The organism is Streptomyces sp. NPDC092296 (genome assembly GCF_044755465.1).
Lineage (GTDB): Bacteria > Actinomycetota > Actinomycetes > Streptomycetales > Streptomycetaceae > Peterkaempfera.
This window is the reverse complement of sequence record NZ_JBIVRB010000004.1, coordinates 376,961-402,014: the sequence shown is the minus strand read 5'-3', so window position 1 is coordinate 402,014 and position 25,054 is coordinate 376,961. Positions and strand designations below refer to the sequence as shown.

Sequence of the window (25,054 nt, the reverse complement as noted above, 5' to 3'; positions counted from 1 at the left end):
CACTCCTCACGGTGCGGGCGGCGGTTCCGTGGACCGCGTTGGTGCGGTCACCGCCTCACTGGTCGGCTGCCCCTGCCCCGACAGGCGAAACGCCCGTTTCGCCGTGATAATGCCGGGTAGCCGTGGCGCCGGCCGGGACACCGGCCGGGACACCGGCCGGGACACCGGCTGGGGGCGCCGGTGGGGGGCGCCGGTGGGGGGCGCCGCTCAGATCGCCCGGAAGTCGCGCGGCGCCAGGCGCGGGCCGCGCCGGAGGGCGCGCAGCCCGGTGAGGCAGATCAGCCGGCAGGCCCGGTAGCGGTGGCCCCGGTAGGGCTCCAGCAGCTCCAGCATCCCGGCGTCGTCGGTGCGCGGCCGCCCGGCCAGCGCCCAGCCGACGGTGTTGGGCAGGTGCAGATCCCCCACCGTGACGGCGTCCGGGTCGCCGTTGCTGCGCTGGAGGGTCTCCGCCGCCGTCCACGGGCCGATGCCCGGTACGGCGGTGAGGCGGGCGGCAGCGGCGACGGGGTCCAGCGCGGACGCCTCCTCCAGCCGTGGCGCCAGCCGGGCCGCGCGCACGACCGTCCCGGCCCGCTTGGCGTCCACCCCGGCGCGGTGCCACTCCCAGGACGGGACCAGCGCCCAGTCCCGGGCGGCGGGCGCCACCCGCATCCGGGCGACCGGCGAGCCGTACGCGGCGGCCGGACCGGGGGCCGGGGTGCCGAACCGCTGGAGCAGCAGCCGCCAGCCCCGGTACGCCTCGTCGCTGGTGACCTTCTGCTCCAGCACGGCCGGCACCAGCGACTCCAGTACCAGCCCGGTGCGGCCGATCCGCAGCCCCGGGTGGCGCCGGTGGGCGTCGTACAGCACCCGGTGGCGCGGGTCGGGCACGAAGCCCGCCGGGTCGTCACCGTCGCCCAGCAGCGCCGGCAGCCGGTCCAGCAGCCACTGCGCGCCGGGCCCCCACGCCTGCGCCTCGACGGCGCCCTCCGCCGGGCGGGCGGCCACCCGCAGGGTGCCGGGGCCCGCCGGGGTGCGGGAGGCCCGCCAGACGGCGCCGTCCGGTGCGGTGCGGTAGGCGGGGTCGCCCGGCCCCCGGCAGAGGAAGCCCAGCACCAGCCCCGGGTCGACCGGGTACGCGGGCCGCCAGGTGCGGCGCGGCCCGGCGGGGGCCGGGCCGGGCGCGGCGGCGGGCGGCTGGGTGGTCATGACCGCCCAGGGTACGGGGCGGCCCCAGCCGGCTGCCCCGGAGGCCGGCTAGCGGCCCTGGAGCTCGGCGGCCTCGCTGCGGATCTGGGGCAGCTCCGCGTAGAGCGCGTTGCCGGGGCACTGGGTGGCGAGGGCGTCGCGGTGCCCGGAGATCGCCCGCAGGGTGGTCTGCTTGCTGCCCAGGACGGCGCTGCCCAGCGGGTCGCGCCCGCCGAGGCCGAGCTTCCAGGCGGCGAGCCTGGCAATGGCCTCCAGCATCTTCACCGGGGTCTCGCCGTCGCTGAAGGTGCCCAGCGCCGCGATGCCGGTGGAGTCGGAGTTGAAGCCGAGGGTGTGCGCGCCCATCACCGGCCGGGCGACGCCGCCGGACCGGCCCTCGTAGAGGGTGCCGCACTTGTCGACCAGGAAGTTGTAGCCGATGTCCCGCCAGCCGTTGCTCTGCACGTGGTAGCGGTAGATGCTGCGGATCAGCGCGTCGGCCTCCGCGCAGTCGTAGTCGTTGCCGGTCGCGGTGTGGTGGACGAAGACGACCTTGACCGTGCCGGTGTACTCCGGAGTGCTGCCCTTGATCAGGCTCTCGTCCGCCTTCCAACCCGCACGGGTGACGATGGCGGGCCGGTCGGCGGTGTACTCCCGGCGGGTGAGCCGCCGTCCCAGCGGACCGGGCCCGACCTCGGGCAGTACCCGGGGCTCCACCGAGCTCTGGGTGCCGGTGCCGGGGTCGACCAGGTCCACCCGCAGCCCGGTCGGCAGCGGCGACCGGCCCGGCAGCACCCGGACCTGCACCCCGTCGGACGGGCCCGCCCACAGCGGGGCCGTGCCGCCACGGGCGCCGGGGGCGGCCCGCTCGGTGGAGCCGATGTCCGGCGCGTCGTCGGAGCCGCCGGACACCTGGAGCCAGCCGCTCCACTGGCCGCTGCGGCTGTTCCGGGTGCGGGCCTGCACGGTGCCGTCCAGGTCGACCCGGGGGTCGGCCCAGGTGACGCCGAGCAGCGAGAAGGGCTTGGTGCGCTGGGCGGGCACCTCCAGCACCCTGGCCGGTCCGGCGGCCGTCCGTACGGTGGCCCCGGTGGCGGTCAGCGGGAGGAAGAACGCGGCGCCCGGGTCCCGCGAGGCACCGAGCGCGTCCGCCGAAACCCCCTGGGAGGAGCCGGTACGGGCCTCGGGCCGGGCGGGTCCGTCGGGGGGCAGACTCTGTAGGGCGACGACGGCGATGCAGCCGGCCCCCAGTGCTGTCAGGTGAGTAAGACGCATAAAAGGGATATTGGTCGCATATGCGACATGACGCCACCTCAACTGGCGAACCGCCAGATACGCCCGGCGAGCCGCGCCGTCGTCGCCAATCCATGCCGTGCCCGGGGGCGTCGGCGGCGGGCGTAGGCCGTAGTCTGGGGCGCACCATGACTGCGACATTCGCCGCCGACGCCCGCACCCCCGCCGACCTGCTGCGATCCGCGCTCGACGGGGACCCTGCCCGCCCCCTGGTCACCTTCTACGACGACGGCACCGGGGAGAGAGTCGAGCTGTCCGTCAGGACGTTCGACAACTGGGTCGCCAAGACCTCCAACCTGCTCCAGGACGAGCTGAACGCGAACCCCGGGGACCGCGCCGCCCTGCTGCTGCCCGCCCACTGGCAGACCGCCGTCTGGCTGCTGGCCTGCTGGTCGGTGGGGGTTGCCGCCGCCCCCGGCGGCGACCCCGAGGCGGCGGACCTGGTGGTCAGCGGCCCGGACGGCCTGGCGGCCGCCCAGGCGTGTTCCGGCGAACGGGTGGCGCTGGCGCTGCGCCCGCTCGGCGGGCGCTTCCCGCAGCGGCCGTCCGGCTTCCTGGACTACGCCACCGAGGTGCCCGCGCAGGGCGACCGCTTCGCGCCGTACTCACCGGTGGACCCGGACGCGCCCGCGCTGGAGATCGCCCACGACGGCACCGTGCTGAAGCTCACCGGCGACGAGACCATGCGGCACGCCCGCGCGGGCGCCGCCCGGCTGGGCCTCGGCCCCGGGGACCGGGTGCTGAGCACGCTCTCGTACGACGACTGGGAGGGCCTGGAGGCCGGGCTGCTCGCGCCGCTGGCGGCGGGCGCCTCGGTGGTGCTGTGCCGCAACTCCGAGGGGCTGTCGACCGAGCAGTGGGAGCGGCGGACCGAATCCGAGCGGGTCACCCTGCGGCTGGGCTGAGCGGTCCGGGCGGCGCCTGCGGGGGGTGGGCGCCGCCCGGAACGGCCGTGGATTCGGACGGTACGGGTTCGAACGGCCGTGCAACCTTGTGATTCGGCTGTGTGTCTGACACGGCAGACCTGCCGGGCAGACCCGGCCCCCGCGCGGGGCAGCCGACTGCACACTGACGCACAGGGGGATCGAGTACCGACGTGTCCACCTCTTCAGGCACCCCCGAACCGCCGGAGCGCCCGACTCCGGCCGCCCCCGACGCCGAGCCGCAGCCGGAAGCGGCCGCCCCCGAACCGACGGCCGAACCGACGGCCGACCCGATACCCGGGCCCCAGCCGGACGCGGACCCCCAGCCGGACGCGGCCCCCCAGCCGGCCACCGCCGACGCCGAGCCGACAGCCGAGCCGGCCACCGCGCCGGAGCCGGAAGCGGCCGACCCCGACGCGCCGCACCGCCGCCGCAGACGGCGCCGGCTGCTCGCCGCCGGAGCCGGCACCCTGGCGCTGCTGCTGGTGGCCGGGGCCGGCACCGCCTGGTGGGCGTACCGCAGGCTGGACGGCAACATCACCACCGACATCGCCACCAACCGGATACTCCAGCACCAGGAGTCCGCCCGGCCGACCCGCAACCCCGACCCCAAGACGTACAACGCCGAGAACATCCTGCTGATCGGCAGCGACGACCGCAGCGGCGCCAACGGCAAGTACGGCGAGGCGGGCGGTCAGCGCTCGGACACCACGATCCTGCTGCACCTCTCCGCCGACCGGAAGCGGGCCGTGGCGGTCTCCATCCCGCGGGACGCGATGGTCACCGTGCCGAGCTGCGAGCGGTCCGACGGCTCGTACACCCACAAGCAGTTCGTGCAGTTCAACTGGGCTTTCGAGTTCGGCGGGGCGGCCTGCACCATCCGCACCGTGGAGGACCTCACCGGCATCCGGATCGACCACCATCTGATCGTGGATTTCACCGGCTTCAAGAAGATGGTGAACGCGGTCGGCGGGGTGCAGGTCTGCCTGAACCAGGACGTGCACGACCGGAACGCCAAGCTGGACCTGCCCGCCGGGCCGCACAAGCTCAACGGCGAGCAGGCGCTGGGCTTCGTCCGGGTCCGGGAGACCCTGGGCAACGGCAGCGACACCGAGCGGATGGGCCGCCAGCAGCAGTTCCTCAGCTCGCTGGTGAAGAAGGTGCAGTCGGACGGGGTGCTGCTCAACCCGACCAAGCTGTGGCCGCTGCTGGACGCCGCGACCTCGTCCATCACGGCCGACCCCGGGCTCAGCTCGCTCGGCGCGCTGTCCGACCTCGCGGAGAGCCTGCGCTCCATACCGGCCGAGAACGTCGCCTTCCTCACCGCGCCCCGCGAGCCGTACCCGCCGGACCACAACCGGGACCAGCTGGTGCAGCCGCTGGCCGACCAGCTGTTCAAGGCGCTGAACGACGACCGGCCGGTGCGGGTGACGACGGACGACGCCTCCGCCGACGACGGCGGGCAGCGGGACAAGGCGGTCAAGGCGTCCGACAGCGACGAACCCTCGTTCAGCGGCCGAACGGCAGATCAGGACATCTGCGACAAGCAGTGACCCTGTTCCCTGAGAATCGTCAGCGATCTGATGCGGTTTGACCGATATGACCAGTATGGGATTTGTCACGCGCCTGCCGACGCGCTCAACTAGGCAGCTAGTGTGTGCCCGGTCGGTCCGGCAGGCCCGCCGGGCGGCGGTCCCGCAGGGGCGGGCCGCAGCAGGGAAACCACAAGGACTCATTCGCGCTGGGGGAGCGCGGACCGGCAAGGCGGAGGGGTTTCAACCGTGAACGCTGGAGACGGCCGTGCGCACGGCGCCTCGGGCGCCGGTCCCGAATGGCCGGAAGGCGCCGACCCGGCGGACCAGTGGGTCCTCGACCCGGCCACCGGCAGCTACCGGCTGAACGTGGACGGCCCGGCGGCCGGTGCGCAGCGGCCCGGCGTGCCCGGCCAGGGCGTCCCGGCCGGGCGCCGGGCTGCGGCCGCTCCCGATCCCGCCGCCGCGCCCGACTCCGCCGCCGCCTCCGCCGCCGCCTCCGGCATCCCCTCCCAGAGCGGCGGTCGCGCGGCCGCCCGCCGCGCGCGCGGTGGCGCGCCGGAGTCCTCCGGCGCCGTCACCGGCGGCCGGGCCGCCCGCCGCAAGGCGAGCCGCAACCCCGCCCGCAGCCGCCGGATGCTGAAGTGGACGGCCGGGGTCGGCGGCTTCGTCCTGGTGGCCGGCTGCACCGGCGGCTACTTCGCCTACCAGCACCTCAACGGCAACATCACCGGCGTCAAGGTCGACCTCGGCGACGAGGCGAACCGCCCCAAGGGCCCCACCAAGGCCGTCAACATCCTGATCATCGGCACCGACAGCCGTGAGGGCCTGGGCAAGAAGTACGGTGACGCGGGCAGCGTCGGCCATGCCGACACCACCTTCGTCTTCCATGTCTCGGCGGACCGCACCAACGCCACCGCCATCTCCATCCCCCGCGACCTGATGGTCCCGATCCCGGACTGCAAGACGGGGGACAAGGTGATCCCGGGTTCGCAGCGGGCGATGTTCAACACCAGCCTGGGGCAGGACGGCCGTGACCCGGGCTGCACCTGGAAGACCGTCGAGCAGTTGACCGGCATCCGCATCAACCACTTCGTGGAGGTCAACTTCGAGGCGGTGAAGACCATCTCCACCGCGGTCGGCGGTGTCGAGGTCTGCGCCGGCAAGGACATCGTCGACAAGCAGTCCCACCTCAACATGACGAAGGGCACCCACGTCATCCAGGGTGACGAGGCACTGGCCTTCGTCCGCACCCGGCATGCGGTCGGCCTCGGCGGCGACCTGACCCGCATCCCGCTCCAGCAGCAGTTCATCAGCGCGCTGATCCGCAAGGTCAAGAGCGACGGCACGCTGACCAACCCCGGCAAGCTGTGGGACCTGGCGAACGCCGCCACCAAGGCGCTCACCGTGGACGACGACATCGCCGGTGTGCTGAAGCTCAAGGACCTGGCCCTGGACCTGAGCGCCGTGGACACCAAGCACATCACCTTCACCACGGTGCCGGTGCTGGACGACCCCGAGGACAAGAACCGGCTCATCGTCAAGGACCCGGACGCCGGCCAGCTGTTCAGCATGGTCGCCGCCGACAAGTCGCTGACCAAGGTGAAGCCCAAGGCCACCGCGTCGGCCTCGCCCGCCGCCACCACCTCGCCCGCCGCCACCAAGGCGGCACCGGCCGACGTCCGGGTCACCGTGAAGAACGGCAGCGGCGTCACCGGCCAGGCCCAGTCCACCGTGGAGTGGATGCAGAACACCCAGGGCTTCATCCGCAGCAGCAACGGCTCCAACTTCGACCCGACGGACAAGACCACGCTCTACTACGCGCCCGACCACGCCGACCAGGCCCGCACCCTGGCCGCCGCGATGGGCCTGCCCGCCGCCCAGCTGAAGGCCACCACCACGTACGGGACCGGCGCGATGGACCCGATGCTGCTGGTCCTCGGCAAGGACTTCAAGGGCCCCGGCGTCCCGCTGACCGCCCCGACCGTCGCCCCCTCCAACCTCCAGCGGGTCGAGGCGGACGACACCGACGTGTGCGCCAAGTGACAAGCGATCGGTGACGAGTCGCTGTATTCCGCAGCGATTCACCGGCCGCCGTCGGTCGATCGACCGAGAAAAAGGTTGTACGCAACCGGCCGTGATTCGAATCACGGCCGGTATCACACCGTCATTCCCCGAACCCATGCGCCATTGCCGAAACGAAAGGTAGGTTGCGCAATCGAGCGACCAGACCCCCGGCTGTAGAGGTGAACCGTCCCAATGGACCCGAAAGACCCCACCGAGGGAACCCCAGCGGCACACCGGCGGGCCCGGACCAGCCGGCGGAAACCCAAGAAGGGCGCCAAGCGCTTTCTCAAGCCGGTGGCCATAGCGGCGGGCTCCTGCGTCGTCCTCTCGACCGTTTCCGGCTGGCTCTACTACGAGCACCTGAACGGCAATATCCGGCACGGCGCCCTGAATACCAGCACGGTGGACGTGCCGAAATCCAAGGCGAACGCCTTCGGCCAGACGCCGCTGAACATCCTGCTCATAGGCTCGGACGGCCGGGGCGACAAGCGGGACTGCGCCCTCGGCGGCGCCTGCGACAGCGGCCCCCCGCACGCGGACGTCGAGATGCTGCTGCACCTCTCGGCCGACCGCAGCAACGCTTCGGTGCTCAGCATTCCCCGTGACACGGTGGTCGACATACCCGCCTGCACCGATCCCCGGACCCAGCAGTCCTACTCGGCAATGCGGGCGATCATCACCGCCAGCCTGGGGAACGGCGGGCCCGGCTGCGTGGTCGGAGCCTGGCAGCAATTGACCCATATCCACATCGACCACTACATGATGGTCGACTTCGGCGGTGTGGTGGACATGGCCGACGCGGTCGGAGGGGTTCCGGTCTGCGTCGACCACAATGTCAGCGACAACCAGGCCTACACCGACAAGTACGGCAAGAAGCACGTCGAGGGCTCGCACCTCAAGCTGAAGGAGGGCACGACCACCATCCAGGGCGTGCAGGCCCTGGAGTGGCTGCGCACCCGGCATGCCTTCGAGGACGGCACGGACATCGGCCGGACCCACGCCCAGCACCTCTACATGAACTCGCTGGCCCGTCAGATGCAGTCCAAGAGCACACTGGCCAACCCGCTGAAGCTCAATGCCCTCGCCGACCAGGCGACCAAGTCACTCACCGTGGACGACGACCTGGGCAGCCTGGTCTCGCTGGCGCAACTGGCCCGGGAGATGAACAAGGTCCCCACCAACCGCCTCACCATGGCCACCATGCCGTTCGAGTACATCCCCACGGACAAGGCGCATGTGCAGCCGGCCCCCGACGCGTCCCGCGTCTTCGACATGATCGCCAACGACATCCCGCTGGACAAGAACGGCAAGCCCAAGCCCACGGCCACCACGTCCGCCGCGCCCACCAAGGCGCCCGTGGACAAGGCCGCCGTACGGATCGCGGTCAGGAACGGCGGCGGCGTCACCCACCGGGCGAAGGCCCTCTCCGACTTCCTCATCACCGAGGGCTTCACCGGGGCGGTCGTGGACACCGACCCCACCCCCGCCGAGGTGACCGCCATCGAATACCCGGCCGCCCAGCAGGCCCAGGCCCAGGCCGTGGCCGCGGCGATCGGCCTGCCGGCGGCCAAGTTGCAGGTCTCCGGCACCGCCGACCACCCCACGCTGGTGATCGGCACCGACTGGAGCAGCGGCACCGACTTCCGCGCCACCCTCCCCAAGGCCGGCGCGCTCCCCACCACCGCCGTCTCCCAGAACGCCGAGTCCGACAAGGACCAGTGCATGGCGGTCAACATGCAGAAGGACCGCACCGGCCACTACATCTACAGCTGGTAGTCGGCCGAGTGCGATGTGCAGCATTTTCTGAGAAGCCCCTGAGTAATTCCATGGCCGAGAAGGTTGCACAGCGGGGCATGTGATCTGAGTCATAGCTGGTTATTGCCGTATTCATTCCCCGGACCGTGTGCACGAAACGCCTTCGAAAGGTAGGTTACGGAAAGATAGCGGCCGCCCGGAGCCGTGCCCGTTTCCTCCCCCGAGAAGGTGAACCGTCCGCCATGGCCAGGCATGACCACACCGCCGCCCCGGTCGGCGGTACGCCCGAGACTCCCGGAGCGGACGCCCCGGCGGGAGAGGACGCCGGCGCGATACCCGCCCAGCGGTCCAGGAGATCGTCGAGGGCGGCCCACAGCAGCCGCCGCAAGCCCAAGACCGGGATCAAGCGCTATCTGAAGCCGATCGCCATCGGGGCCGGCACCTGCGTCGTTCTCGCCACCGGCTCCGGATGGCTCTACTACCAACACCTCAACAGCAATATCAAGACCTCCAAGAAGAACCTTTCCGACGTGGAGGGGAAACGCACCGCGCCCAATGCGTTCGGGCAGGTGCCGATCAACATCCTGCTGATCGGATCGGACAGCCGCGCCACCAAGCGCGCCCAGGAACTGGGCGGCGGCAAGAATCTCGCGAGCGACCCCCCGCTGGCCGACGTCCAGATGCTGCTGCATGTGTCGGCCGACCGCAGCAACGCCTCGCTGATCAGCATTCCGCGCGACACCATGGTGACGATTCCGGAGTGCCACGACGAGGACGGCAAGGATTATCCGGAGGCGCCGTACCGGCGCATCAACGAGTCACTGGCACACGGCGGCCCGGGGTGCACCCTCGGCACCTGGTCCGCGCTGACCGGGCTGGAGATCGACCACTTCATGGTGATCGACTTCGGCGGCGTGGTGGACATGGCCCAGGCCGTCGGCGGGGTCCATGTCTGCGTCGACATGAACATGTACGATCGCAAGGTACGCGGAATCGGCGGTACCGGGCTGAAGCTCCCCAAGGGTGACAACGTCCTCAACGCCGAGCAGTCGCTGCTCTGGCTGCGCACCCGCGACGCCTGGGGCAGCGACCTCAACCGCACCAAGGCGCAGCACATGTACCTCAGCTCCCTGGTGCGCTCGCTGAAGTCGGACGGCACCCTGACCAACCCCGCCAAGCTGATGGACCTGGCCGAGGCGGCCACCAAGGCGATCAAGCCCGACGACGGCCTCAACACCATCAAGAAGCTCTACGACCTCGGTACCGAGCTGCGCAAGGTGCCCACCAAGCGGATCACCACGCTCACCATCCCGACCCTGCCGGACCCGCAGAACCCCAAGGCGACGGTGATCCTGGACAAGCAGAACGCCGACCCGGTCTGGCAGATGCTGCTGTCCGACGTCCCGCTGGACAAGTTCGGCAAGAAGAAGGCCAAGCCCGCCGCCTCCGCGTCGGCCACCGCGAGCAACGCCGCAACCGACGTCGACAAGGCGTCGGTGGCCGTCACCGTCCGGAACAGCACCACCGCCCAGGGACGGGCCGCCGCCCTCGCGGAGGAGCTGAAGTCCGCCGGGTTCGGCAAGGCCGCCGTGGGCAATCCCGGCAACGCGCCCGCCCAGCCCAGTACGACGATCACCTTCAGCGCCGAGCACAAGGCGGAGGCGCAGGCCGTGGCCGCCGCCCTGAAGCTGCCCGCCTCCGCGCTGCGCGAGTCCGCGTCCGGCGGCGGTCCGGAGCTGGTGATCGGCGCGGACTGGACGACCGGCGCCACCTACCCGGTGAAGGACATCCCCAAGGCCGGCGCCCTGCCCACCACCGTCGTCGCCCAGAGCTCGGCCGAGAAGGACTGCATGCACGTGGTGTCGCAGGGCGGCATCTACACCTACTGACGCACCTGCCGGGCCCCCTGCCGGGCGCGGCGGTTCACGCCTCGGTGAGCAGGCCGTCGCGCTCGATGTACTCCGCCGCCGTGCGGGGGCAGCGCCACCGGGTGGCGCCGTCCCCGGCGGCGGGGAGCGGCTCCAGCGGTTCGCCGGCCCGGCCGACCCACTTGAGGCGGCGGGCGGGCACCCCGGCGACCAGGGCGTAATCGGGGACGTCCCGGTGGACCACCGCGCCGGCCGCGACCAGTGCCCAGCGGCCGACCGTCACCCCGGCGACCAGCACCGCGCGGGCGCCGATCGAGCAGCCCCGGCGGAGCGTCACCCCGCGTGCGTCCCAGTCGTCGCCGCGCTTGAGCCTGCCGTCCGGGTCGACCGAGCGGGGGTAGAGGTCATTGGTGAGCACCACCGCCGGGCCGACGAAGACGCCGTCCTCGACCACGGCCGGCTCGTACACCAGGGCGTGGTTCTGGAGCTTGACCCGGTCGCCCAGCCGCACGCCGGGCCCGACATAGGCGCCCCGGCCGATGATGCAGTCCCGGCCGACCACCGCGTCCTCGCGGATCTGGGCCAGGTGCCAGACGACGGTGCCCGCGCCGATCCGGGCGCGCTCGTCGACGTCCGCGCTCGGCTGGACGCGTACCGGGCCGCCCACTCCGCTGTGCGCCATTCCGGCCGCCCCTTCCGCTCCCGCCGCCTGTGTGGATGGCGCGAGCGTACCCAGCCGGGGCGGCCGGAGCGTGGAGGTTCAGCGGTCGGCGAGGCTCCCGCCGACGGCGCCCGGCTCCGGGGAGCGGGAGGCGATCACCCGGCGGGCCAGCGAGCGCGGCGAGGTCAGGAAGCCCCAGCCCCAGCACATGTGCATGGTGGCCAGCGCCACCGGCAGCTGGAGCCGGGCCCGCAGCGACAGCCCGCGGCCCTCGCGCAGCGAGCCCAGCAGGATCGCCGCGGCGTAGCCGCCGGGGACCACCAGGAACAGCGGGTGCAGCGCGGCGCCCAGCACCAGCCCGGCGACCACGCCGGTCAGCGCGGCGGGCGGGGCGAGGTAGCGCAGGTTGACCGAGCCCCGGTGGTAGCGGGTGACCACCCGCCGCCAGCGGCCGTAGTCCTTGTACTGCTTGGCGAGCGCCCGGACGCTGGGCCGGGGCCGGTAGGAGACCCGCAGCTCGGGGGTGAACCAGATCAGCCCGCCGTCCTGCCGGATGCGGTAGTTCAGCTCCCAGTCCTGGGCGCGGATGAACTCCTCGTTGTACCCGCCGAGCTTCTCCAGCACCTCGCGGCGGAAGACGCCCAGGTACACGGTCTCGGCGGGGGCCGCCGCGCCGCCGGTGTGGAAGGCGGCGTTGCCGACGCCTATCCGGGAGGTCATGGCCGCGGCGACGGCCTTCTCCCACGCGGTCTCGCCCTCGGCGTGCATGATCCCGCCGACGTTGGCCGCGTCCTTCTCGTCCAGCAGCCGGACGGCAGTGGCGATGTAACCGGGCGTCAGCATCCCGTGGCCGTCGACCCGCACCACCACGGGGTTGCCCGAACCCCGGATGGCGGCGTTCAGCGCGGCCGGGGTGCGGCCGGTGGGGTTGGGGACGGTGTGGACCCGGGGGTCCTCGGCGGCCAGCTCGGCGGCGATCTCGTCGGTCCGGTCGGTGGACGGGCCGAGCGCGATCACCACCTCCAGCCCGCCGGCGTACTCCTGCTCCAGGATGTGCCGGACAGCGGTTCTGAGGTGTCGTTCCTCGTTGAGCACCGGCATGATCACGGAGACCGCCGGCAGCTCCTCGGCAGTGTTGGCGCTCATCGCGCCAACCGTACAGGTGACGGACCCCGGCCGCTGCGCCGGATGGCGTACGGGACCGGTCGGCGCCCCGCAGAAGCGGAACGTTTCCCCCGAAGTGGTGCAAGCCCCGGCCCGTACGGCGTGTACCGCCGCGCCGCCGACCGGCCGGCCGTACCCTCCCGGGGATGCCCGAGGACCCGCCGCCACCCGGACCGGCCGCCCCGCGCGGGCGGCGCCCGGCGATGTGGCTGGCCGGCGCCGCCTCCTGCTTGGTGCTCGCCGGACCGGGCTGGGGGCTGCTGCACACCGGACACGGCGGCGGGCACCCCGGGGGCCGGGTGGACGCCCCGCGCTGCGGGCCCGGCCCCCGCTCCCAGGACGCGGTGGGCCCGGCCCACGCCGTGCCGCCCAGGCTGATCCGGCTCCAGGTGCTCAACGGCACCGGCGACCCCGGGCTCGGCGCCCGGGTCGACCGGGAGCTGCGCCGGGACGGCTTCGCCACCACCGGGCTGGCCGGGGCCGCCACCGGGCCGGGCACCGCCCGTACCGTGGTCCGCTACGACCCGCGCTGGGACGAGTCGGTGCGGACCGTCGCCGCCGCGCTGCCCGGCGCCCTGCTGATCCCGGCCCCCGGGCTCGGCCCGGTGATGCAGGTCGTCGCGGGCGCCGACTACACCGCCCCCGAGCCGCTCCCCGCCGCCCCTCCCCCGGCCGGCGCCGCTCCCCGGGCCACCCGCTGCCGCTGAGCCCGGCGCCGCCCGCGCGAAGACGGCGGCCCCGGTGCGCGTCAAGCGCACCGGGGCCGCTCCCCTGTTCCCCCGTCTTCCCCCGCTCCCCTCCCCCGTCCTCCCCCGTCCTCCCCCGTTCCCCCGTTCCCCCGTTCCCCCGTTCCCCCGTTCCGCCGGGCGGGGCCGTCCCCCCGCCCGGCGGAGACCGGTCAGTCGGTGGCGATGGCCCCCAGGATGTTCATCCGCGAAGCGCGGAAGGCCGGGAAGAGCGCCGCCAGCAGGCCCACGACCGCCGCACCGACGAAGACCGCCGCGATGGTGCCGGTGGGGATGGTCAGCGTGTCCAGGCCCTGGGTCCGCAGCACCCGCTGCGCCGCCGTGCCCCAGGCCAGCCCGAGGCCGGTGCCCAGCACCGCGCCGAAGACCGCGATCACCACCGACTCCAGCCGGATCATGCGCCGCAGCTGCCGCCGTGACAGTCCGATCGCCCGCAGCAGGCCGATCTCCCGGGTCCGCTCCACCACCGACAGCGCCAGCGTGTTGACCACGCCCAGCACCGCGACGACGATCGCCAGGCCGAGCAGCCCGAAGACCAGGTAGAGCAGCTGGTCGACCTGCTTCTGGATCAGCTCCTTGTAGTCGGCCTGGTTCTTCACCTGGAGCTGCGGGTAGTCCTGGAGCGACTTCTGCAGGGCCGCGTACACCTGGTCGGCGTCGCTGCCGGCGGCCGCCCCCGCCAGGAGCATCAGGTCCTGCGGCAGCAGGTCGGCGGGCAGTGCCCGCTCGACGGTGGCCAGGCCGATGTACATCTCGCCCTCGTAGAGGCTGCTGTCCTCGGCGGTGATCGCGGTGATCGGCAGCGTCTGCGTGGAGCCGCCGTCGAAGGCGACCTTCAGCGGGTCACCGACCTTGAGGTGGTGGGCGTCGGCGTAGTCCTGGTCGACGGACATGCCGTGCCGCAGCGCCGCGTCGAAGTCACCGGCGACGGTGGCCACCCGCAGGTCCTTGCCGTAGGTCGGGCTGACCGCGTTGACGTCGGTGTCCTCGCGCTTGCCGTCCGGGCTGGTGATCAGTACGGAGACCTGCTTCTGCCGGCTCACGTGGTCCAGCCCGGGGGTGTCGGTGACGGCCTTGACCATCCCCGCGTTGAGGCCGCCGCTGTTCGCCATCACGATGTAGTCGGCGCCGACGGACCGGTCGATCTGGCCGCTGGCCGAGGAGACCATCGAGGAGGTGATCACGGCGGTGCCGGTGACCAGCGCCAGGCCGATCATCAGCGCCGCCGCGGTGGCGCCGGTGCGGCGCGGGTTGCGCAGCGCGTTGCGCTGGGCGAGCCGCCCGGCCGGGCCGAACAGGGACGGCAGCGCCGCACCCAGCACCCGGACCAGCACGCCGGCCAGCAGCGGGCCGATCACCACAAAGCCGACCAGGGTGAACAGCACGCCCAGGCCCAGCAGCGAACCGCCGGTGCCGGCGCTGCTCGCCTTCGCCCCGGCCACCAGCGCCAGCGCTCCGGCGGCGGTGAGCACCAGGCCGACGGCGGCCCGGATGCGGTTGGCCGCGCCCTCGCTCGGGGTGCCGTGGTCGCGCAGCGCGGCCATCGGGGAAATCCGGCCGGCCCGGCGGGCGGGCAGCCAGGCGGCCAGTACGGTGATGACGATGCCCACCGCGTACGCCACGATCGGTACGGTCGCCTTGACGACCAGCTGGGAGGCGTCCAGGTTCAGCCCGGCCTTGCCCATCAGCTCGATCAGGCCGACCGCGAGCCCCAGCCCGGCGCCCAGGCCGACGGTGGAGCCCAGCACGCCGAGGATCAGCGCCTCGACCAGCACCGAGCGGTTGACCTGGCTGCGGCTGCTGCCGAGGGCGCGCATCAGGCCGATCTCCCGGGTGCGCTGGGCGACCAGCATGGAGAAGGTGTTGATGATCAGGAAGCCGCCGACCAGCAGCGAGATGCCCGCAAAGCCGAGCATCGCGTACTTCATGAAGTCCAGGAAGCCGCCCGCGTCGGCCTTGGAGTCGGCGGCCGACTCGGCGGCCGTCTTCACCTGGTAGCCCCCGCCGACCTTGGCCGCCACCGCCGCCTTGAGCTGGTCGTCGGTGCGGCTGCCGTCGCCGTACGCCACCACGGCGGTGAAGACGCCGCTGCGGCCCAGCAGTTCGCGCTGCGCGGTCGGGGTGTCGAAGAAGACCAGCGACGCGCCGGGGTTGGTGGTGGTGAAGGTGGCGATGCCGGAGATGGTGGTGCGGTAGTCCCCGATCGCGGTGATGACGCGCAGCGGGTCGCCGATCTTCAGCTTGGCCTTGTCGGCGGTGTCCGCGTCCAGCAGCACCTGGCCGGCGCCGTGCGGGGCGCTGCCGGAGGTGATCTTCAGTGCGCTGTTGGGCGTCTCGTACCAGTTGTTGGCCATGGTCGGGCCGCCGCCGGCCGCGGTGACGGCCTTGCCGGTGGCCGGGTTGACCATGGTGATGCCCTCCACCGACACCTCGCCGGTGGCGGACTTCACACCGGGCTCGGCGGCCACCGTGCGGACCAGGGTGTCGGGCAGCGTACGGGCCCGGCCGCCGCCGTTCTGCTGGCCGCCGACGCTGGTCTGGTCCGCGGGGCTGACCGTGACGTCGGCCGCGGTGGCGGCGAACAGCCGGTCGAAGGTGGCGGTGGCGGTGTCGGTGAAGACCAGGGTGCCGGAGACGAAGGCCACCGAGAGCACCACGGCGACCAGCGAGAGCACCATCCGGCCCTTGTGGGCGAAGAAGCTTCTGAGTGAGGTCTTGAGCATCATGGCGGTGTCGGCCCCTCAGCCGGCGCGGCGGCCGTCGGCGGCCGCCACCCGGGTGTCGGCGGCGGAGAAGCGCAGCATCCGCTCCAGGACCGCGTCGGCGGTCGGGGCGGCCATCTCGTCGACGATCCGGCCGTCGGCCAGGAAGAGCACCCGGTCCGCGTAGCCTGCGGCGACCGGGTCGTGGGTGACCATCACGATGGTCTGGCCGAGCTCGTCCACCGAGCGGCGCAGGAAGGTCAGCACCTCGGCGCCGGCCCGGGAGTCGAGGTTGCCGGTGGGCTCGTCACCGAAGATGATCTCCGGCTTGGCGGCCAGCGCGCGGGCCACCGCGACGCGCTGCTGCTGGCCGCCGGAGAGCTGGGTCGGCCGGTGCTTCAGCCGGGGGCCGAGGCCGACGGTCTCCACCACCTGGTCGAGCCACGCCTTGTCGGGGCGGCGGCCGGCGATGTCCATCGGCAGGGTGATGTTCTCCAGCGCGTTGAGCGTCGGCAGCAGGTTGAACGCCTGGAAGATGAAGCCGATCTTGTCACGGCGCAGCCGGGTCAGCTGCTTGTCCTTCAGGCCGGTGATCTCGGTGTCACCGATCCGGATCTGCCCCGAGGTGACCGTGTCCAGACCGGCCAGGCAGTGCATCAGGGTGGACTTGCCGGAACCGGAGGGCCCCATGATGGCGGTGAAGCGCCCGCGTGCGATGTCCACGTCTATCGAGTCCAGCGCGGTCACCCGGGTCTCACCGGTGCCGTATGCCTTGGTCACCTGTCGCGCGGCGGCGGCGCTGGTCGACGCACCACCGACCGCACCCCCGGCCGTACCGGCCGTCTGGGCCCCGAAGTGGGCTGCTGCCGTCGTCACTGCTGTCTCCTTGGTCGTGGTCCTGCTCGAACACCACCCAGCCTGCGGGAGGCGGCACACCTGGCGACATGGTGCGCACGGGCCTCTCGGACCGGGGGTTTTCCCCACCTGTCGTGGTGGAGCGGCCCTGCTGTGGTGGGGCGGGGAGGTACTACGACGCTAAGGCGCGGACGGCGGGCGCGAGTCAGCCTGCGGGAGGAACCGCCGACTCGGTGGTCGTACGGGGAGCCCTGCCCCCATCCCCTAGGGGGAGGAAGGCAGGGCCTCGGGGTCAGCTCGCCGCAGCCAGCACCGGTCCACGGACCAGGGCCTGGGCGAAGGCGTCCACCACCGGCCCCAGCAGCGCCCCGGTGTCGCCGTCCAGCGTGGTGGTGCCGTCCTCCCGTACGAGGATGTGGCGGTCGAGGACGAACCAGCCCTGCACGATGTGGCCGGCGCCCATCGAGGAGAGCACCGGGCGCAGCGCGTAGTCGATGGCCAGGACGTGCGCGGTGGAGCCGCCGGTGGCCAGCGGCAGTACGGCCTTGCCGGCCAGGGCGTACTGCGGCAGCACGTCCAGCAGGGCCTTGAGCAGCCCCGAGTAGGCGGCCTTGTAGACGGGGGTGCCGACCACGACGCCGTCCGCTCGGGCGAACAGTTCCAGCGCACGGGCCAGCGCCGGGTCGGAGGTGTCGCCGGCGAGCAGCGCCTCGGCGGGCAGGGTGCGCACGTCCAGTGGGAGCACGGTGTGCCCGGCGGCGGTGAGGCGCGCGTCGACGACGTGGCGCAGCAGCCGTGCGGTGCGGGAGGTCCGGGAGGGGCTTCCGGAGACGGACAGGACGGTGGCCATGGGTTTCACCTCATGATGGGGCACGCCTCGGCGCGGTGGCGGCGGCGTGCGGGCACGGCGAAGGGTGCCCGGCGGGACGGGCACGGGGAAGGGGGCTGCCCGGAGGCGGGCGGCGGAGCGGCGGCTGCGGGGCAGCGGCTGCGGAGCGCCGGGGCGCGGTGGTCGGCGACCGGCGGGTGTCAGCGGGTGGCGCGACAGAGGGCGCAGGAGACACGCGCGAGATCGACGTGCCGCCGACGCGTGAGAGTCCAACGCTTGACCATGCGAACATGCAAACACGCGCTGTTCGAAGCGGTCAAGGATCGTCCCGGCAGGTGAACATACTTCCGCCTGGTCCCATGGCTGCATCAACTCTGCTACAGCACGCCACCCGCGTGCGACGACTCCCCCCGAATGGGGCATCCTTCCCGCATGAACTCGTGGCAGGACGGCCGCAACGGCGGCGGCGCGCAGCAGGGCCAGGGCGGCGGCGGTTACGGGGGCGGCGGTGACGCCGACCCGACCCGGGCCATGCCCCACGTCCAGCGGCCGCGCCGCCCCGGGGCGCCGTACGGGCAGCGTCCGGGCCCGCCGCCGCAGGCGCCCGGCGGCCCGGCCCGCGGCGGGTACGGCGCCCCGGCGCCCACCGCCGCCGAGCCGCCGCTGCCGCCGGGGCTCAACCCGCGCGGCCCCGGCGCCGCCCCGCCGCGCCCGCCGTACGGCGCGCCGGTGCCGCAGCAGCCGGGCGGCCCGGCCGGTCCCGGCGGCCCGGGTGGCCCGGGTGGCCCGGGTGGCCCCGGGCGGCCGCCGACCGGTCCGGTCCGGCGTTCGCGCTGGCCGCGCCGCCGCAAGATCAAGGTGACCGTGCTGGCGCTGGTCTGCGCGCTGCTGGTGGTCAGCGTCGGCACCTACTTCTGGGCGGACGGCAAGCTGCGCCGCGAGGACGTGCTCCAGGACTACGCGGGCCGGCCCGGCTCGGGCAAGGGCACCAACTGGCTGATCGTCGGTTCGGACAGCCGTGAGGGCATGACCAAGCAGGACGCCAAGGACCTGCACACCGGTCTCGGCGCACCGGGCAAGCGCACCGACTCGATGATGGTGCTGCACATCGGTGACCACGGGAACACCATGCTGTCCATCCCGCGCGACTCCTGGGTCACCGTGCCCGCGCACCCGGACAGCGACAAGCCGAGCAGCACCATCCCGGCCCGCAAGCACAAGATCAACGCGGCGTTCGCGATCGGCGGCGCCCCGCTGCTGGTCAAGACGGTGGAGACCTCGACCGGGCTGCACATCGACCACTACGCCGAGATCGGCTTCGCCGGCTTCCGCGACCTGGTCGACTCGCTGGGCGGCGTGGACATGTGCCTGGACAAGGCGATGAAGGACAAGAAGTCCGGGGCGGACTTCAAGGCGGGCTGCCAGCACTTCAACGGCACCGACTCGCTGAAGTACGTACGCTCCCGCTATGTGGACGGCACCGGCGACCTGGGCCGGATGAAGCGTCAGCGGCAGTTCCTGGCCGCCATCGCGGACGAGGCCGCCTCCCCCGGCACCATCGCCAACCCGTTCACCCTCTACCCGACGATCAGCTCGGGCCTGGGCACCCTGGTGGTCGACAAGGACTGCGGCCTGTTCGACCTGACGTCGATGTTCTGGGCCATGAAGGGCGTCAGCGGCGGCAGCGGGAAGACCATCACCGTCCCGATCTCCAACCCCGGCCTGCCCACCTCCGAGGGCTCCTCGGTGGCCTGGGACGACGCCAAGGCCAAGCAGGTCTTCGAGGCCCTGCGCAACGACACCACCGTGCCGGACGTCAACTAGCGGCTCCGGGGCGGCGGACATCCGGTGGCCGCCGCCCCGGGACGGTGTCGGTCGGTGCGGGTAGCCTGTGCGCACGATTCCGGAACGGCAGGGGAGCGGGGGCCTCATGGGGGACTACTTCCACGTCGAGCTGAACGGGCTCGACCGGCTGCTCCAGCAGCTCGAACAGGGTCAGCAGGACATGCGTACGGCGCTCGACGCCATGCGCGACACGGGTCCCAAGACCACCGGCAGCAAGGCGCTGGACCACGCCTGCGACGAGTTCCACGACAGCTGGGACGACGCCATCAAGAAGATCGCGGACGGCACCGAGCAGATCGCCACCCGGCTGCGCGAGACCCGTACCTGCTACGCGGCCACCGAGCAGGCCATCCGCGACGCACTGGCCGGAGGGGCGGCGGCGTGAGCGGCGAGCACGACTTCCCCGCGCTGGGCTTCGACCCCGCGCCGGGCGACATCGGCAATGTGGACGCCCTGGTCACCCAGCTGAACACGGCGGCCGGCGCGCTGGACAGCGCCCACCGCACCCTGACCTCCCTCGGCCGCAGTGGCAGCGCCTGGGAGGGCGCGGCGGCGGAGGCGTTCGCCGGCAAGGTGGGCGAGCTGCCGAAGAACCTGGACGACAGCGTGCAGGCCCTGAAGACCGCCGGCACCCAGCTGGACTCCTGGAGCAGGCAGCTGGCGTCCTACCAGCAGACCGCCAAGCAGTACGAGCAGCGGGCCGCCGACGCCAAGCAGCGGCTGGACGCGGCCCGCAGCCGCGCCGACCAGGCCACCGCCGGCTACAACCAGGCGGCGGGCAACCCCGACTTCCGGCTCGGCGGCCGGTACTTCGCGGACGCCCAGCAGCTGGCGGCGGCCGACGCCAGGCTCAAGGCGGCCCAGCAGCAGCTCCAGGCGGCCGGCGACCAGCTGGAGACCGCCCAGCGCGATCTGGACGCGATCCAGGACGAGTTGGACGGCATCGTCAAGCAGGCCAAGGAGCTGCTGGAGCACCACCAGGACGATGCCGACCGGACGGCCGGCGCGCTGCGCAAGGCCAACCAGAACGCCCCGTCCACCAGCTTCTGGGACAAGCTCGGTGACGGCTTCAAGAAGCTCGGCCACAAGATCCAGGACTGGGCCACCAAGCACGCCGACATCCTCAAGAAGATCGGTGACATCGCCGGTGCCGCCTCCGCCGTGCTGGGCATCGCCGCGCTGGCCACCATGTGGTGCCCGCCGCTGTCCGCCGCGCTGGGCGCCGGCGCCGCCGGTGCCTCGCTGGTCGCGGTCGGCGCGCACGGCCTGGCCAAGCTCGGCGGCGCCGATGTGAGCTGGACGACGCTGGCGCTGGACGGCGTCGGCGCGATCCCGTTCGTCGGCACCGCCACCAAGGCGGGCAAGGGCGTCGTCATGGGGGTCAAGACGGCGGTCAAGGCCAGGTCGGTGGTGGAGGGCGGCGCCGAACTGGCCAACGCGGGCCGGTCCATCACCGAGACGGCCAAGGCGGGCACCTTCATGCACAAGTTCGCCATCACCCCGCTGATGACCAAGACCCCGCTGCGCAATCTGCCCGGCGTCACCAAGGTGATCGAGGGCGGCGAGGAGGCGTGGCACCTCGACCCGCTGTCCTGGTGGTCGCGCGGCACCCAGATCGGCATCAAGGGCGGCGGCCTGGCGCACAACGCACCCAAGCTCTACAACGAGTTCGCCGGGGAGCCGGCATGACGGCCGATCAGGCCGCTGAGGCCGCCGAGGCCGCCGAGCCGGACGTCCGCTGGGAGGTCCCGCTCTGGTTCCACTCGCTGGGCCTGGACCTGCCGCCGGAGCAGCGCACCGCGCATCTGGACGAGATCGCCGCCGAGGTCTGGGCGGGCGGCACCGACTTCCAGCGCAGCACCGTCGCGGCGTGGTACGCCGAGATCGCGGCCGCTGCCGAGGAGGACGGCGTGCTGTACGCGGGGCTGAACCTGTTCCGCACCGACGACGACCGGGTGGCCACCGCCTCCCTGGTCGTCCTCGCCACCGACGCGGACACCTCCGACCCGGAGGCAGCCGCCGCCGCGCTGGTCGAGCTGCTCTCCGCCGACCCGGCCAACGAGGTGCTGCGTACCGACGTCAGCTGCGGCCCGGCCGTCCTGTCCCTCTCCGGCCTGGTGGTGGACCTCAGCGGCGAGGACAGCGCGGCGGTCCCGCTGGAGCTGGCGCAGGCCGAGGCGCACATCCCCGTGCCCGGGGCGGACACCCTGCTGGTGCTGCGGCTGAGCACGCCGTCGCTGCGGGAGTTCCCGGAGTACGTCCGGCTGCTGGCGCAGACCGCCGACACGGTGGCGTACGACCGGCCGGACGCGGGCGCCGCCGCGATCCCCGAGCAGTTGGCGGCCCGAGTGACCGGGGCCTTCGGATGAGCGCCCCGTACACCCCGCCGCCGCCCGGGATGGACGTCGGCCCGCTGCGCCGCCGCTCCGTCGTCGGGCTGGTCCTCCAGTCCACCCTTCAGTGGTGCTACCTGGTTCCCGGCGGGCTGCTCGCCGTGGGCGACATGCTGAGCTCGCTGCTGGGCAACGGCTCCGGCGACCTCTGGAAGGGCGTACGCGACCACACCCTGACCCGCCGCCGCTACCACCTGGAGCGGCGCGGCACCGAGGCCGAGTGGGCCGCCTGGGCGGATGAGCGGCTGGAGCGGCTCGCCACCGCCGCGATCAGGACCGAACGGGAGCACCGCGCCCACAATCAGAAGGGCGGCCGCTACCGCTACCGGGAGGCCGAGCCCAGCATCACCGTCGAGAAGCGCTACTACCGTGGCATCGGCGCCGCCGGCCTGGCCGCCGTGGCCGCCCGGCGCGGCTGGGACGTCGACTGGCAGCACACCGACCCCACCAGCTCGGTGAAGCTGGTCTACCGCCACCCACTGGCCCCCTGAACCCCTGCCCGGCGGGACCTCCCGCCGAGCAGGGGCCGGACACGGAGACGGCTACGGGCGGTCGAACTCCCCGGCCTTGGCGCCTTCGAGGAAGCAGTCCCACTCCAGCGCGGTGTACACGTGGGGCTGGACGCCGAGATCCTTGGAGTCCCGCAACGCCACCCCACCGCCGGGCAGGTGGGCGATCTCCACACAGGCACCCTGATCGCCGCTGGCCTTGGCCTTCATCCAGCTGAGCGAAGCGAAGTCGATCGCGGGGTTCTGGTTGGCACTCATGGTCAATACTCCTCGTGACTGCCCGGCGGGACCTCCCGCCGGGCAGGGGCCGGACACGGAGACGGCTACGGGCGGTCGAACTCCCCAGCCTTGGCACCTTCGAGGAAGCAGTCCCACTCACGCGCGGTGTACACGTGAGGCTGGATACCGAGGTCCTTGGAGTCCCGCAACGCCACCCCACCGCCGGGCAGGTGGGCGATCTCCACACAGGCACCCTCACCGCTGCTGGCCTTGGCCTTCATCCAGCTGAGCGAAGCGAAGTCGATCGCGGGGTTCTGGTTGGCACTCATGGTCAATACTCCTTGACTGCGCTACGGAGCAGCGCCGCAGATTCCTGGGGGTCGAGCGCGGCCGCCCGCAGACTGTCGTACTTCTGCGTGAAGCGGCGGACCTGCCGATCCCGCTCAACGAAGGTGTTTCCGGAGGGGTTGTCCACATAGACGACACGCGGGTCCGACGAGCCGAACTCCAGGATCGTGAAGGCTCCGCGAAGACCAGGATGCACCCCTTTGGCCAGCGGGTACACCTGCAAATTCACATTGGGCATCTGGGCGGCCTTGAGGAGGTGCAGGATCTGCTCCCGCATCACCTCCCGACCGCCCACCGGGCGCAGGATAACCGACTCGTCCATCACCGCCCACAGCTCCAACGGGTCGTCAGCGGCGGTGAGCCGCTGCTGCCGCTGGGTGCGGACCGCCGCCAGCCGCTCGATCTCGTCGATCTGGCCAGGCCAGCTGTCCAACAGCACAGCTCGGGCGTACGCCTCGGTTTGCAACAGGCCGGGTACATAGCCGAGTTCCCAGGTCTGGAGCATCCGGGCGTCGTACTCCAGCCCGACGTACACCCCGAGCCCGGACGGCAGCACCGCCTCGTACTCGGCCTGCTCCCACCAGCCGGATTCACCGGCCTTGCGCCAGATGTCCAGGATCTGTTCCCGAGCGTGCTCGTCGGTGACCCCGAACATGCGGAGCATCGCCTCGATCTCGATCTTCTTGGCGAGACCCTGGCCGTTCTCGATCCGGCTGACCTTCGACGCGGAGCAGCCCAGCTCGTTGCCCACGTCCTCCAGCCGCAGCTTGCCCCGGAGCCGCCGCAGCTCGGAGCCCAGACGCCGCCGACGTACCGTCGGCCCGTTCGGGTCAGTCATGCGCCGACCTCCTCTGCCCTGTCGCCGCGAGCTTGCCGTCCGCAAGTCTGCCGCATCGCCCTGGGTGTGTTGAGCCATCAGGTCATCCCTTCACCGCGATCAGCACCGATAAGTGTGAATTTCCTGGACGAGCTTGTGCCGTGGGATTGCAGAGAGCACTCTAAGACGCATCCCGCTACGAGGAGTAGTGGCTTGGTGGCGCATTGCTGCCCTGAGCCCGGCAGAAGAGGGGTGCCATGTCGGTTTCGACGACGTTCACAAGGCCATGGACAGCCGCGACGTGGACGACCACAGCTGAGCGGACCGCCGTCCGGAGGCTCCGGAGATTCGCCGGCGATTTCGCCCGGACGTGTGAACTTCCGGAAAGCCTGGTTGACCCGCTCCAGGTGATCGTCAGCGAGTACGCCACCAACGCGGTGTGCCACAGCGGCAGTCCGGACGTCTCCCTGCTGCTGGCACTGCGCGACCGACTGCTGCTCGTCGCCGTACGGGACCGGGGGACCTGGCGCCACCCGCGCCCCCGGGGCCCGGAGGCGGCCGGCGGCCGGGGACTCGTCCTGGTCAGGGCGTACTCCCACGCCTGCGGCCGGCACCGCTCCCGTACCGGAACGCACGCCTGGGCCCACCTGGCCGTGCCCGCAACCCAGCCGGAAGGAACCCGATGACCAGGTCGAAGCCGATCGTCCCCTTCATCGCCGCCTGGAGCGGCGAACGCCCGGAACGCCGACCGGTGCTGGAGGACCCGTACACCGGCGGCATCGCCTACCAGCGCGAAGTGTTCGGTGACCGCGACGACCACGGGGTGCTGTGGAGCCGCAACGACTCCCGGCCGGGCCTGGGGCAGCCGGTGTACGCCCGGGTGCATCCGCACCGTCAGCGGTATGTGATGCGCGGGCTGCGCTGCCAGATCTGCGCCGGACCCGCCGACCGCAACCGGCTCGGCGTGCTGTGGCTGCTCCACGACGACCGGGGCGACTGGCCGGGCTGGCCGGAGGAGATGGCCGCCACCCATCCCCCGGTCTGCCTGCCCTGCGCCCGGCTGGCCGCCCGGCTCTGCCCCCACCTCGTCGGGCACCACATCGCCGTCCGGGTCCGCCGCCCCGAGGTCTGCGGCGTGCACGGGCAGTACTACCCGACCGCGCGGCACGGGGCCGGGCGGCTGGCGCCGGGCCGGTTCATGATCGTTCGGTACGGCGACCCCCGGGCCCGGCGGGTCCTCGCCTCGCAGCTGGTCATGCGGCTCAGCGGCTGCACCCTGGTCGACCTGGCCGCCGAACTCGCGGCGGCCGGGACGCCCTAGGGTTGCCCCCGGACCTGTCGCTTCGCCTCCTCTGCTCGGG

At 72.5% G+C, this 25,054-nt stretch carries 23 protein-coding genes; 13 read left to right on the top strand and 10 right to left on the bottom strand.

Translation table 11 applies throughout. The features are described from left to right. Nucleotides 1-207: 207 nt before the first annotated feature. Together ACIQGZ_RS14870 and ACIQGZ_RS14865 are read right to left on the bottom strand one after the other, a co-directional pair. A complete protein-coding gene (locus ACIQGZ_RS14870) occupies nt 208-1,188 on the bottom strand; it encodes a DNA-3-methyladenine glycosylase family protein (protein WP_402601922.1) in 981 nt (326 codons plus the stop codon). A gap of 48 nt (nt 1,189-1,236) precedes the next feature. Further along, nucleotides 1,237-2,442, bottom strand: a complete 1,206-nt coding sequence (locus ACIQGZ_RS14865) for a peptidoglycan recognition protein (protein WP_402601920.1) — start codon at nt 2,440-2,442, stop codon at nt 1,237-1,239. Nucleotides 2,443-2,588: 146 nt separating this feature from the next. Between ACIQGZ_RS14865 and ACIQGZ_RS14860 the strand changes: the two genes are divergently transcribed. The 5 genes from ACIQGZ_RS14860 (at nt 2,589) to ACIQGZ_RS14840 (ending at nt 10,626) form a co-directional block, all read left to right on the top strand. After that, nucleotides 2,589-3,365, top strand: coding sequence for a TIGR03089 family protein (locus tag ACIQGZ_RS14860; RefSeq protein ID WP_402601918.1), 777 nt, complete (start codon nt 2,589-2,591; stop codon nt 3,363-3,365). A gap of 191 nt (nt 3,366-3,556) precedes the next feature. Then, nucleotides 3,557-4,936, top strand: coding sequence for an LCP family protein (locus ACIQGZ_RS14855; RefSeq protein ID WP_402601917.1), 1,380 nt, complete (start codon nt 3,557-3,559; stop codon nt 4,934-4,936). A gap of 228 nt (nt 4,937-5,164) precedes the next feature. Further along, the gene (locus ACIQGZ_RS14850) at nt 5,165-6,961 is read left to right on the top strand and encodes an LCP family protein (RefSeq protein ID WP_402601916.1); all 1,797 of its coding nucleotides are present in this window, start codon (nt 5,165-5,167) and stop codon (nt 6,959-6,961) included. Between the two features lie 213 nt (nt 6,962-7,174). Continuing rightward, complete coding sequence (locus tag ACIQGZ_RS14845) at nt 7,175-8,758, top strand: LCP family protein (protein WP_402601915.1); 1,584 nt, start codon at nt 7,175-7,177, stop codon at nt 8,756-8,758. 221 nt (nt 8,759-8,979) lie between these two features. Next, a complete protein-coding gene (locus ACIQGZ_RS14840) occupies nt 8,980-10,626 on the top strand; it encodes an LCP family protein (RefSeq protein WP_402601913.1) in 1,647 nt (548 codons plus the stop codon). A 34-nt stretch (nt 10,627-10,660) separates the two neighbouring features. Here the strand turns inward: ACIQGZ_RS14840 and ACIQGZ_RS14835 are convergent, their stop codons facing one another. Beyond that, nucleotides 10,661-11,287: an acyltransferase gene (locus tag ACIQGZ_RS14835; protein WP_402601912.1), complete on the bottom strand. Its 627-nt coding sequence runs from the start codon at nt 11,285-11,287 to the stop codon at nt 10,661-10,663. A gap of 78 nt (nt 11,288-11,365) precedes the next feature. Continuing rightward, nucleotides 11,366-12,412 (bottom strand): glycosyltransferase family 2 protein, encoded by a 1,047-nt coding sequence (locus ACIQGZ_RS14830; RefSeq protein WP_402601911.1) that lies wholly within the window; start codon nt 12,410-12,412, stop codon nt 11,366-11,368. 164 nt (nt 12,413-12,576) lie between these two features. On the opposite strand from ACIQGZ_RS14830, the gene ACIQGZ_RS14825 reads away from it, so the two are divergent. After that, on the top strand, nt 12,577-13,137 hold the full coding sequence (locus tag ACIQGZ_RS14825; RefSeq protein WP_402601909.1) for a LytR C-terminal domain-containing protein: 561 nt from the start codon (nt 12,577-12,579) through the stop codon (nt 13,135-13,137). A 191-nt stretch (nt 13,138-13,328) separates the two neighbouring features. Here ACIQGZ_RS14825 and ACIQGZ_RS14820 read toward each other — a convergent pair whose 3' ends face one another. The 3 genes from ACIQGZ_RS14820 to ssuE form a co-directional block, all read right to left on the bottom strand. After that, a complete protein-coding gene (locus ACIQGZ_RS14820) occupies nt 13,329-15,902 on the bottom strand; it encodes an ABC transporter permease (protein ID WP_402601908.1) in 2,574 nt (857 codons plus the stop codon). Nucleotides 15,903-15,917: 15 nt separating this feature from the next. Next, a complete protein-coding gene (locus ACIQGZ_RS14815; protein ID WP_402602000.1) occupies nt 15,918-16,658 on the bottom strand; it encodes an ABC transporter ATP-binding protein in 741 nt (246 codons plus the stop codon). A 367-nt stretch (nt 16,659-17,025) separates the two neighbouring features. Continuing rightward, nucleotides 17,026-17,583, bottom strand: coding sequence for an NADPH-dependent FMN reductase (ssuE, locus tag ACIQGZ_RS14810; RefSeq protein ID WP_402601906.1), 558 nt, complete (start codon nt 17,581-17,583; stop codon nt 17,026-17,028). Nucleotides 17,584-17,994: 411 nt separating this feature from the next. On the opposite strand from ssuE, the gene ACIQGZ_RS14805 reads away from it, so the two are divergent. The 5 genes from ACIQGZ_RS14805 (at nt 17,995) to ACIQGZ_RS14785 (ending at nt 22,291) form a co-directional block, all read left to right on the top strand. Next, a complete protein-coding gene (locus tag ACIQGZ_RS14805; RefSeq protein ID WP_402601905.1) occupies nt 17,995-19,386 on the top strand; it encodes an LCP family protein in 1,392 nt (463 codons plus the stop codon). Between the two features lie 106 nt (nt 19,387-19,492). Beyond that, entirely contained in the window at nt 19,493-19,792 is a 300-nt protein-coding gene (locus ACIQGZ_RS14800) for a type VII secretion target (RefSeq protein WP_402601903.1), read from the top strand. Then, nucleotides 19,789-21,096, top strand: a complete 1,308-nt coding sequence (locus ACIQGZ_RS14795; RefSeq protein WP_402601901.1) for a hypothetical protein — start codon at nt 19,789-19,791, stop codon at nt 21,094-21,096. Before ACIQGZ_RS14800 ends, ACIQGZ_RS14795 begins: the two co-directional genes overlap by 4 nt. After that, a complete protein-coding gene (locus ACIQGZ_RS14790) occupies nt 21,093-21,776 on the top strand; it encodes a hypothetical protein (RefSeq protein WP_402601900.1) in 684 nt (227 codons plus the stop codon). The genes ACIQGZ_RS14795 and ACIQGZ_RS14790 overlap by 4 nt, the downstream gene beginning before the upstream one ends. Continuing rightward, nucleotides 21,773-22,291, top strand: a complete 519-nt coding sequence (locus ACIQGZ_RS14785; RefSeq protein ID WP_402601898.1) for a hypothetical protein — start codon at nt 21,773-21,775, stop codon at nt 22,289-22,291. Before ACIQGZ_RS14790 ends, ACIQGZ_RS14785 begins: the two co-directional genes overlap by 4 nt. A 51-nt stretch (nt 22,292-22,342) precedes the next feature. Here ACIQGZ_RS14785 and ACIQGZ_RS14780 read toward each other — a convergent pair whose 3' ends face one another. The 3 genes from ACIQGZ_RS14780 to ACIQGZ_RS14770 all read right to left on the bottom strand — a co-directional run bounded on the left by ACIQGZ_RS14780 (nt 22,343) and on the right by ACIQGZ_RS14770 (nt 23,714). Continuing rightward, a complete protein-coding gene (locus ACIQGZ_RS14780) occupies nt 22,343-22,567 on the bottom strand; it encodes a DUF397 domain-containing protein (RefSeq protein WP_402601897.1) in 225 nt (74 codons plus the stop codon). 65 nt (nt 22,568-22,632) lie between these two features. Further along, a complete protein-coding gene (locus ACIQGZ_RS14775) occupies nt 22,633-22,857 on the bottom strand; it encodes a DUF397 domain-containing protein (protein ID WP_402601896.1) in 225 nt (74 codons plus the stop codon). A 2-nt stretch (nt 22,858-22,859) separates the two neighbouring features. Further along, nucleotides 22,860-23,714, bottom strand: a complete 855-nt coding sequence (locus ACIQGZ_RS14770) for a helix-turn-helix domain-containing protein (RefSeq protein WP_402601894.1) — start codon at nt 23,712-23,714, stop codon at nt 22,860-22,862. A 236-nt stretch (nt 23,715-23,950) separates the two neighbouring features. Between ACIQGZ_RS14770 and ACIQGZ_RS14765 the strand changes: the two genes are divergently transcribed. Continuing rightward, nucleotides 23,951-24,379, top strand: a complete 429-nt coding sequence (locus ACIQGZ_RS14765; RefSeq protein WP_402601893.1) for an ATP-binding protein — start codon at nt 23,951-23,953, stop codon at nt 24,377-24,379. Further along, on the top strand, nt 24,376-25,014 hold the full coding sequence (locus ACIQGZ_RS14760) for a hypothetical protein (protein WP_402601892.1): 639 nt from the start codon (nt 24,376-24,378) through the stop codon (nt 25,012-25,014). Before ACIQGZ_RS14765 ends, ACIQGZ_RS14760 begins: the two co-directional genes overlap by 4 nt. Nucleotides 25,015-25,054 lie beyond the last annotated feature (40 nt).

Bases quoted from the DNA above. Each gene is read 5' to 3' on its own strand.
- ACIQGZ_RS14870 (WP_402601922.1), bottom strand. From the start codon at position 1,188: ATGACCACCCAGCCGCCCGCCGCCGCGCCCGGCCCGGCCCCCGCCGGG.
- ACIQGZ_RS14865 (WP_402601920.1), bottom strand. From the start codon at position 2,442: ATGCGTCTTACTCACCTGACAGCACTGGGGGCCGGCTGCATCGCCGTC.
- ACIQGZ_RS14860 (WP_402601918.1), top strand. From the start codon at position 2,589: ATGACTGCGACATTCGCCGCCGACGCCCGCACCCCCGCCGACCTGCTG.
- ACIQGZ_RS14845 (WP_402601915.1), top strand. From the start codon at position 7,175: ATGGACCCGAAAGACCCCACCGAGGGAACCCCAGCGGCACACCGGCGG.
- ACIQGZ_RS14840 (WP_402601913.1), top strand. From the start codon at position 8,980: ATGGCCAGGCATGACCACACCGCCGCCCCGGTCGGCGGTACGCCCGAG.
- ACIQGZ_RS14835 (WP_402601912.1), bottom strand. From the start codon at position 11,287: ATGGCGCACAGCGGAGTGGGCGGCCCGGTACGCGTCCAGCCGAGCGCG.
- ACIQGZ_RS14830 (WP_402601911.1), bottom strand. From the start codon at position 12,412: ATGAGCGCCAACACTGCCGAGGAGCTGCCGGCGGTCTCCGTGATCATG.
- ACIQGZ_RS14825 (WP_402601909.1), top strand. From the start codon at position 12,577: ATGCCCGAGGACCCGCCGCCACCCGGACCGGCCGCCCCGCGCGGGCGG.
- ACIQGZ_RS14820 (WP_402601908.1), bottom strand. From the start codon at position 15,902: ATGATGCTCAAGACCTCACTCAGAAGCTTCTTCGCCCACAAGGGCCGG.
- ssuE (WP_402601906.1), bottom strand. From the start codon at position 17,583: ATGGCCACCGTCCTGTCCGTCTCCGGAAGCCCCTCCCGGACCTCCCGC.
- ACIQGZ_RS14805 (WP_402601905.1), top strand. From the start codon at position 17,995: ATGAACTCGTGGCAGGACGGCCGCAACGGCGGCGGCGCGCAGCAGGGC.
- ACIQGZ_RS14800 (WP_402601903.1), top strand. From the start codon at position 19,493: ATGGGGGACTACTTCCACGTCGAGCTGAACGGGCTCGACCGGCTGCTC.
- ACIQGZ_RS14790 (WP_402601900.1), top strand. From the start codon at position 21,093: ATGACGGCCGATCAGGCCGCTGAGGCCGCCGAGGCCGCCGAGCCGGAC.
- ACIQGZ_RS14785 (WP_402601898.1), top strand. From the start codon at position 21,773: ATGAGCGCCCCGTACACCCCGCCGCCGCCCGGGATGGACGTCGGCCCG.
- ACIQGZ_RS14780 (WP_402601897.1), bottom strand. From the start codon at position 22,567: ATGAGTGCCAACCAGAACCCCGCGATCGACTTCGCTTCGCTCAGCTGG.
- ACIQGZ_RS14775 (WP_402601896.1), bottom strand. From the start codon at position 22,857: ATGAGTGCCAACCAGAACCCCGCGATCGACTTCGCTTCGCTCAGCTGG.
- ACIQGZ_RS14770 (WP_402601894.1), bottom strand. From the start codon at position 23,714: ATGACTGACCCGAACGGGCCGACGGTACGTCGGCGGCGTCTGGGCTCC.
- ACIQGZ_RS14765 (WP_402601893.1), top strand. From the start codon at position 23,951: ATGTCGGTTTCGACGACGTTCACAAGGCCATGGACAGCCGCGACGTGG.
- ACIQGZ_RS14760 (WP_402601892.1), top strand. From the start codon at position 24,376: ATGACCAGGTCGAAGCCGATCGTCCCCTTCATCGCCGCCTGGAGCGGC.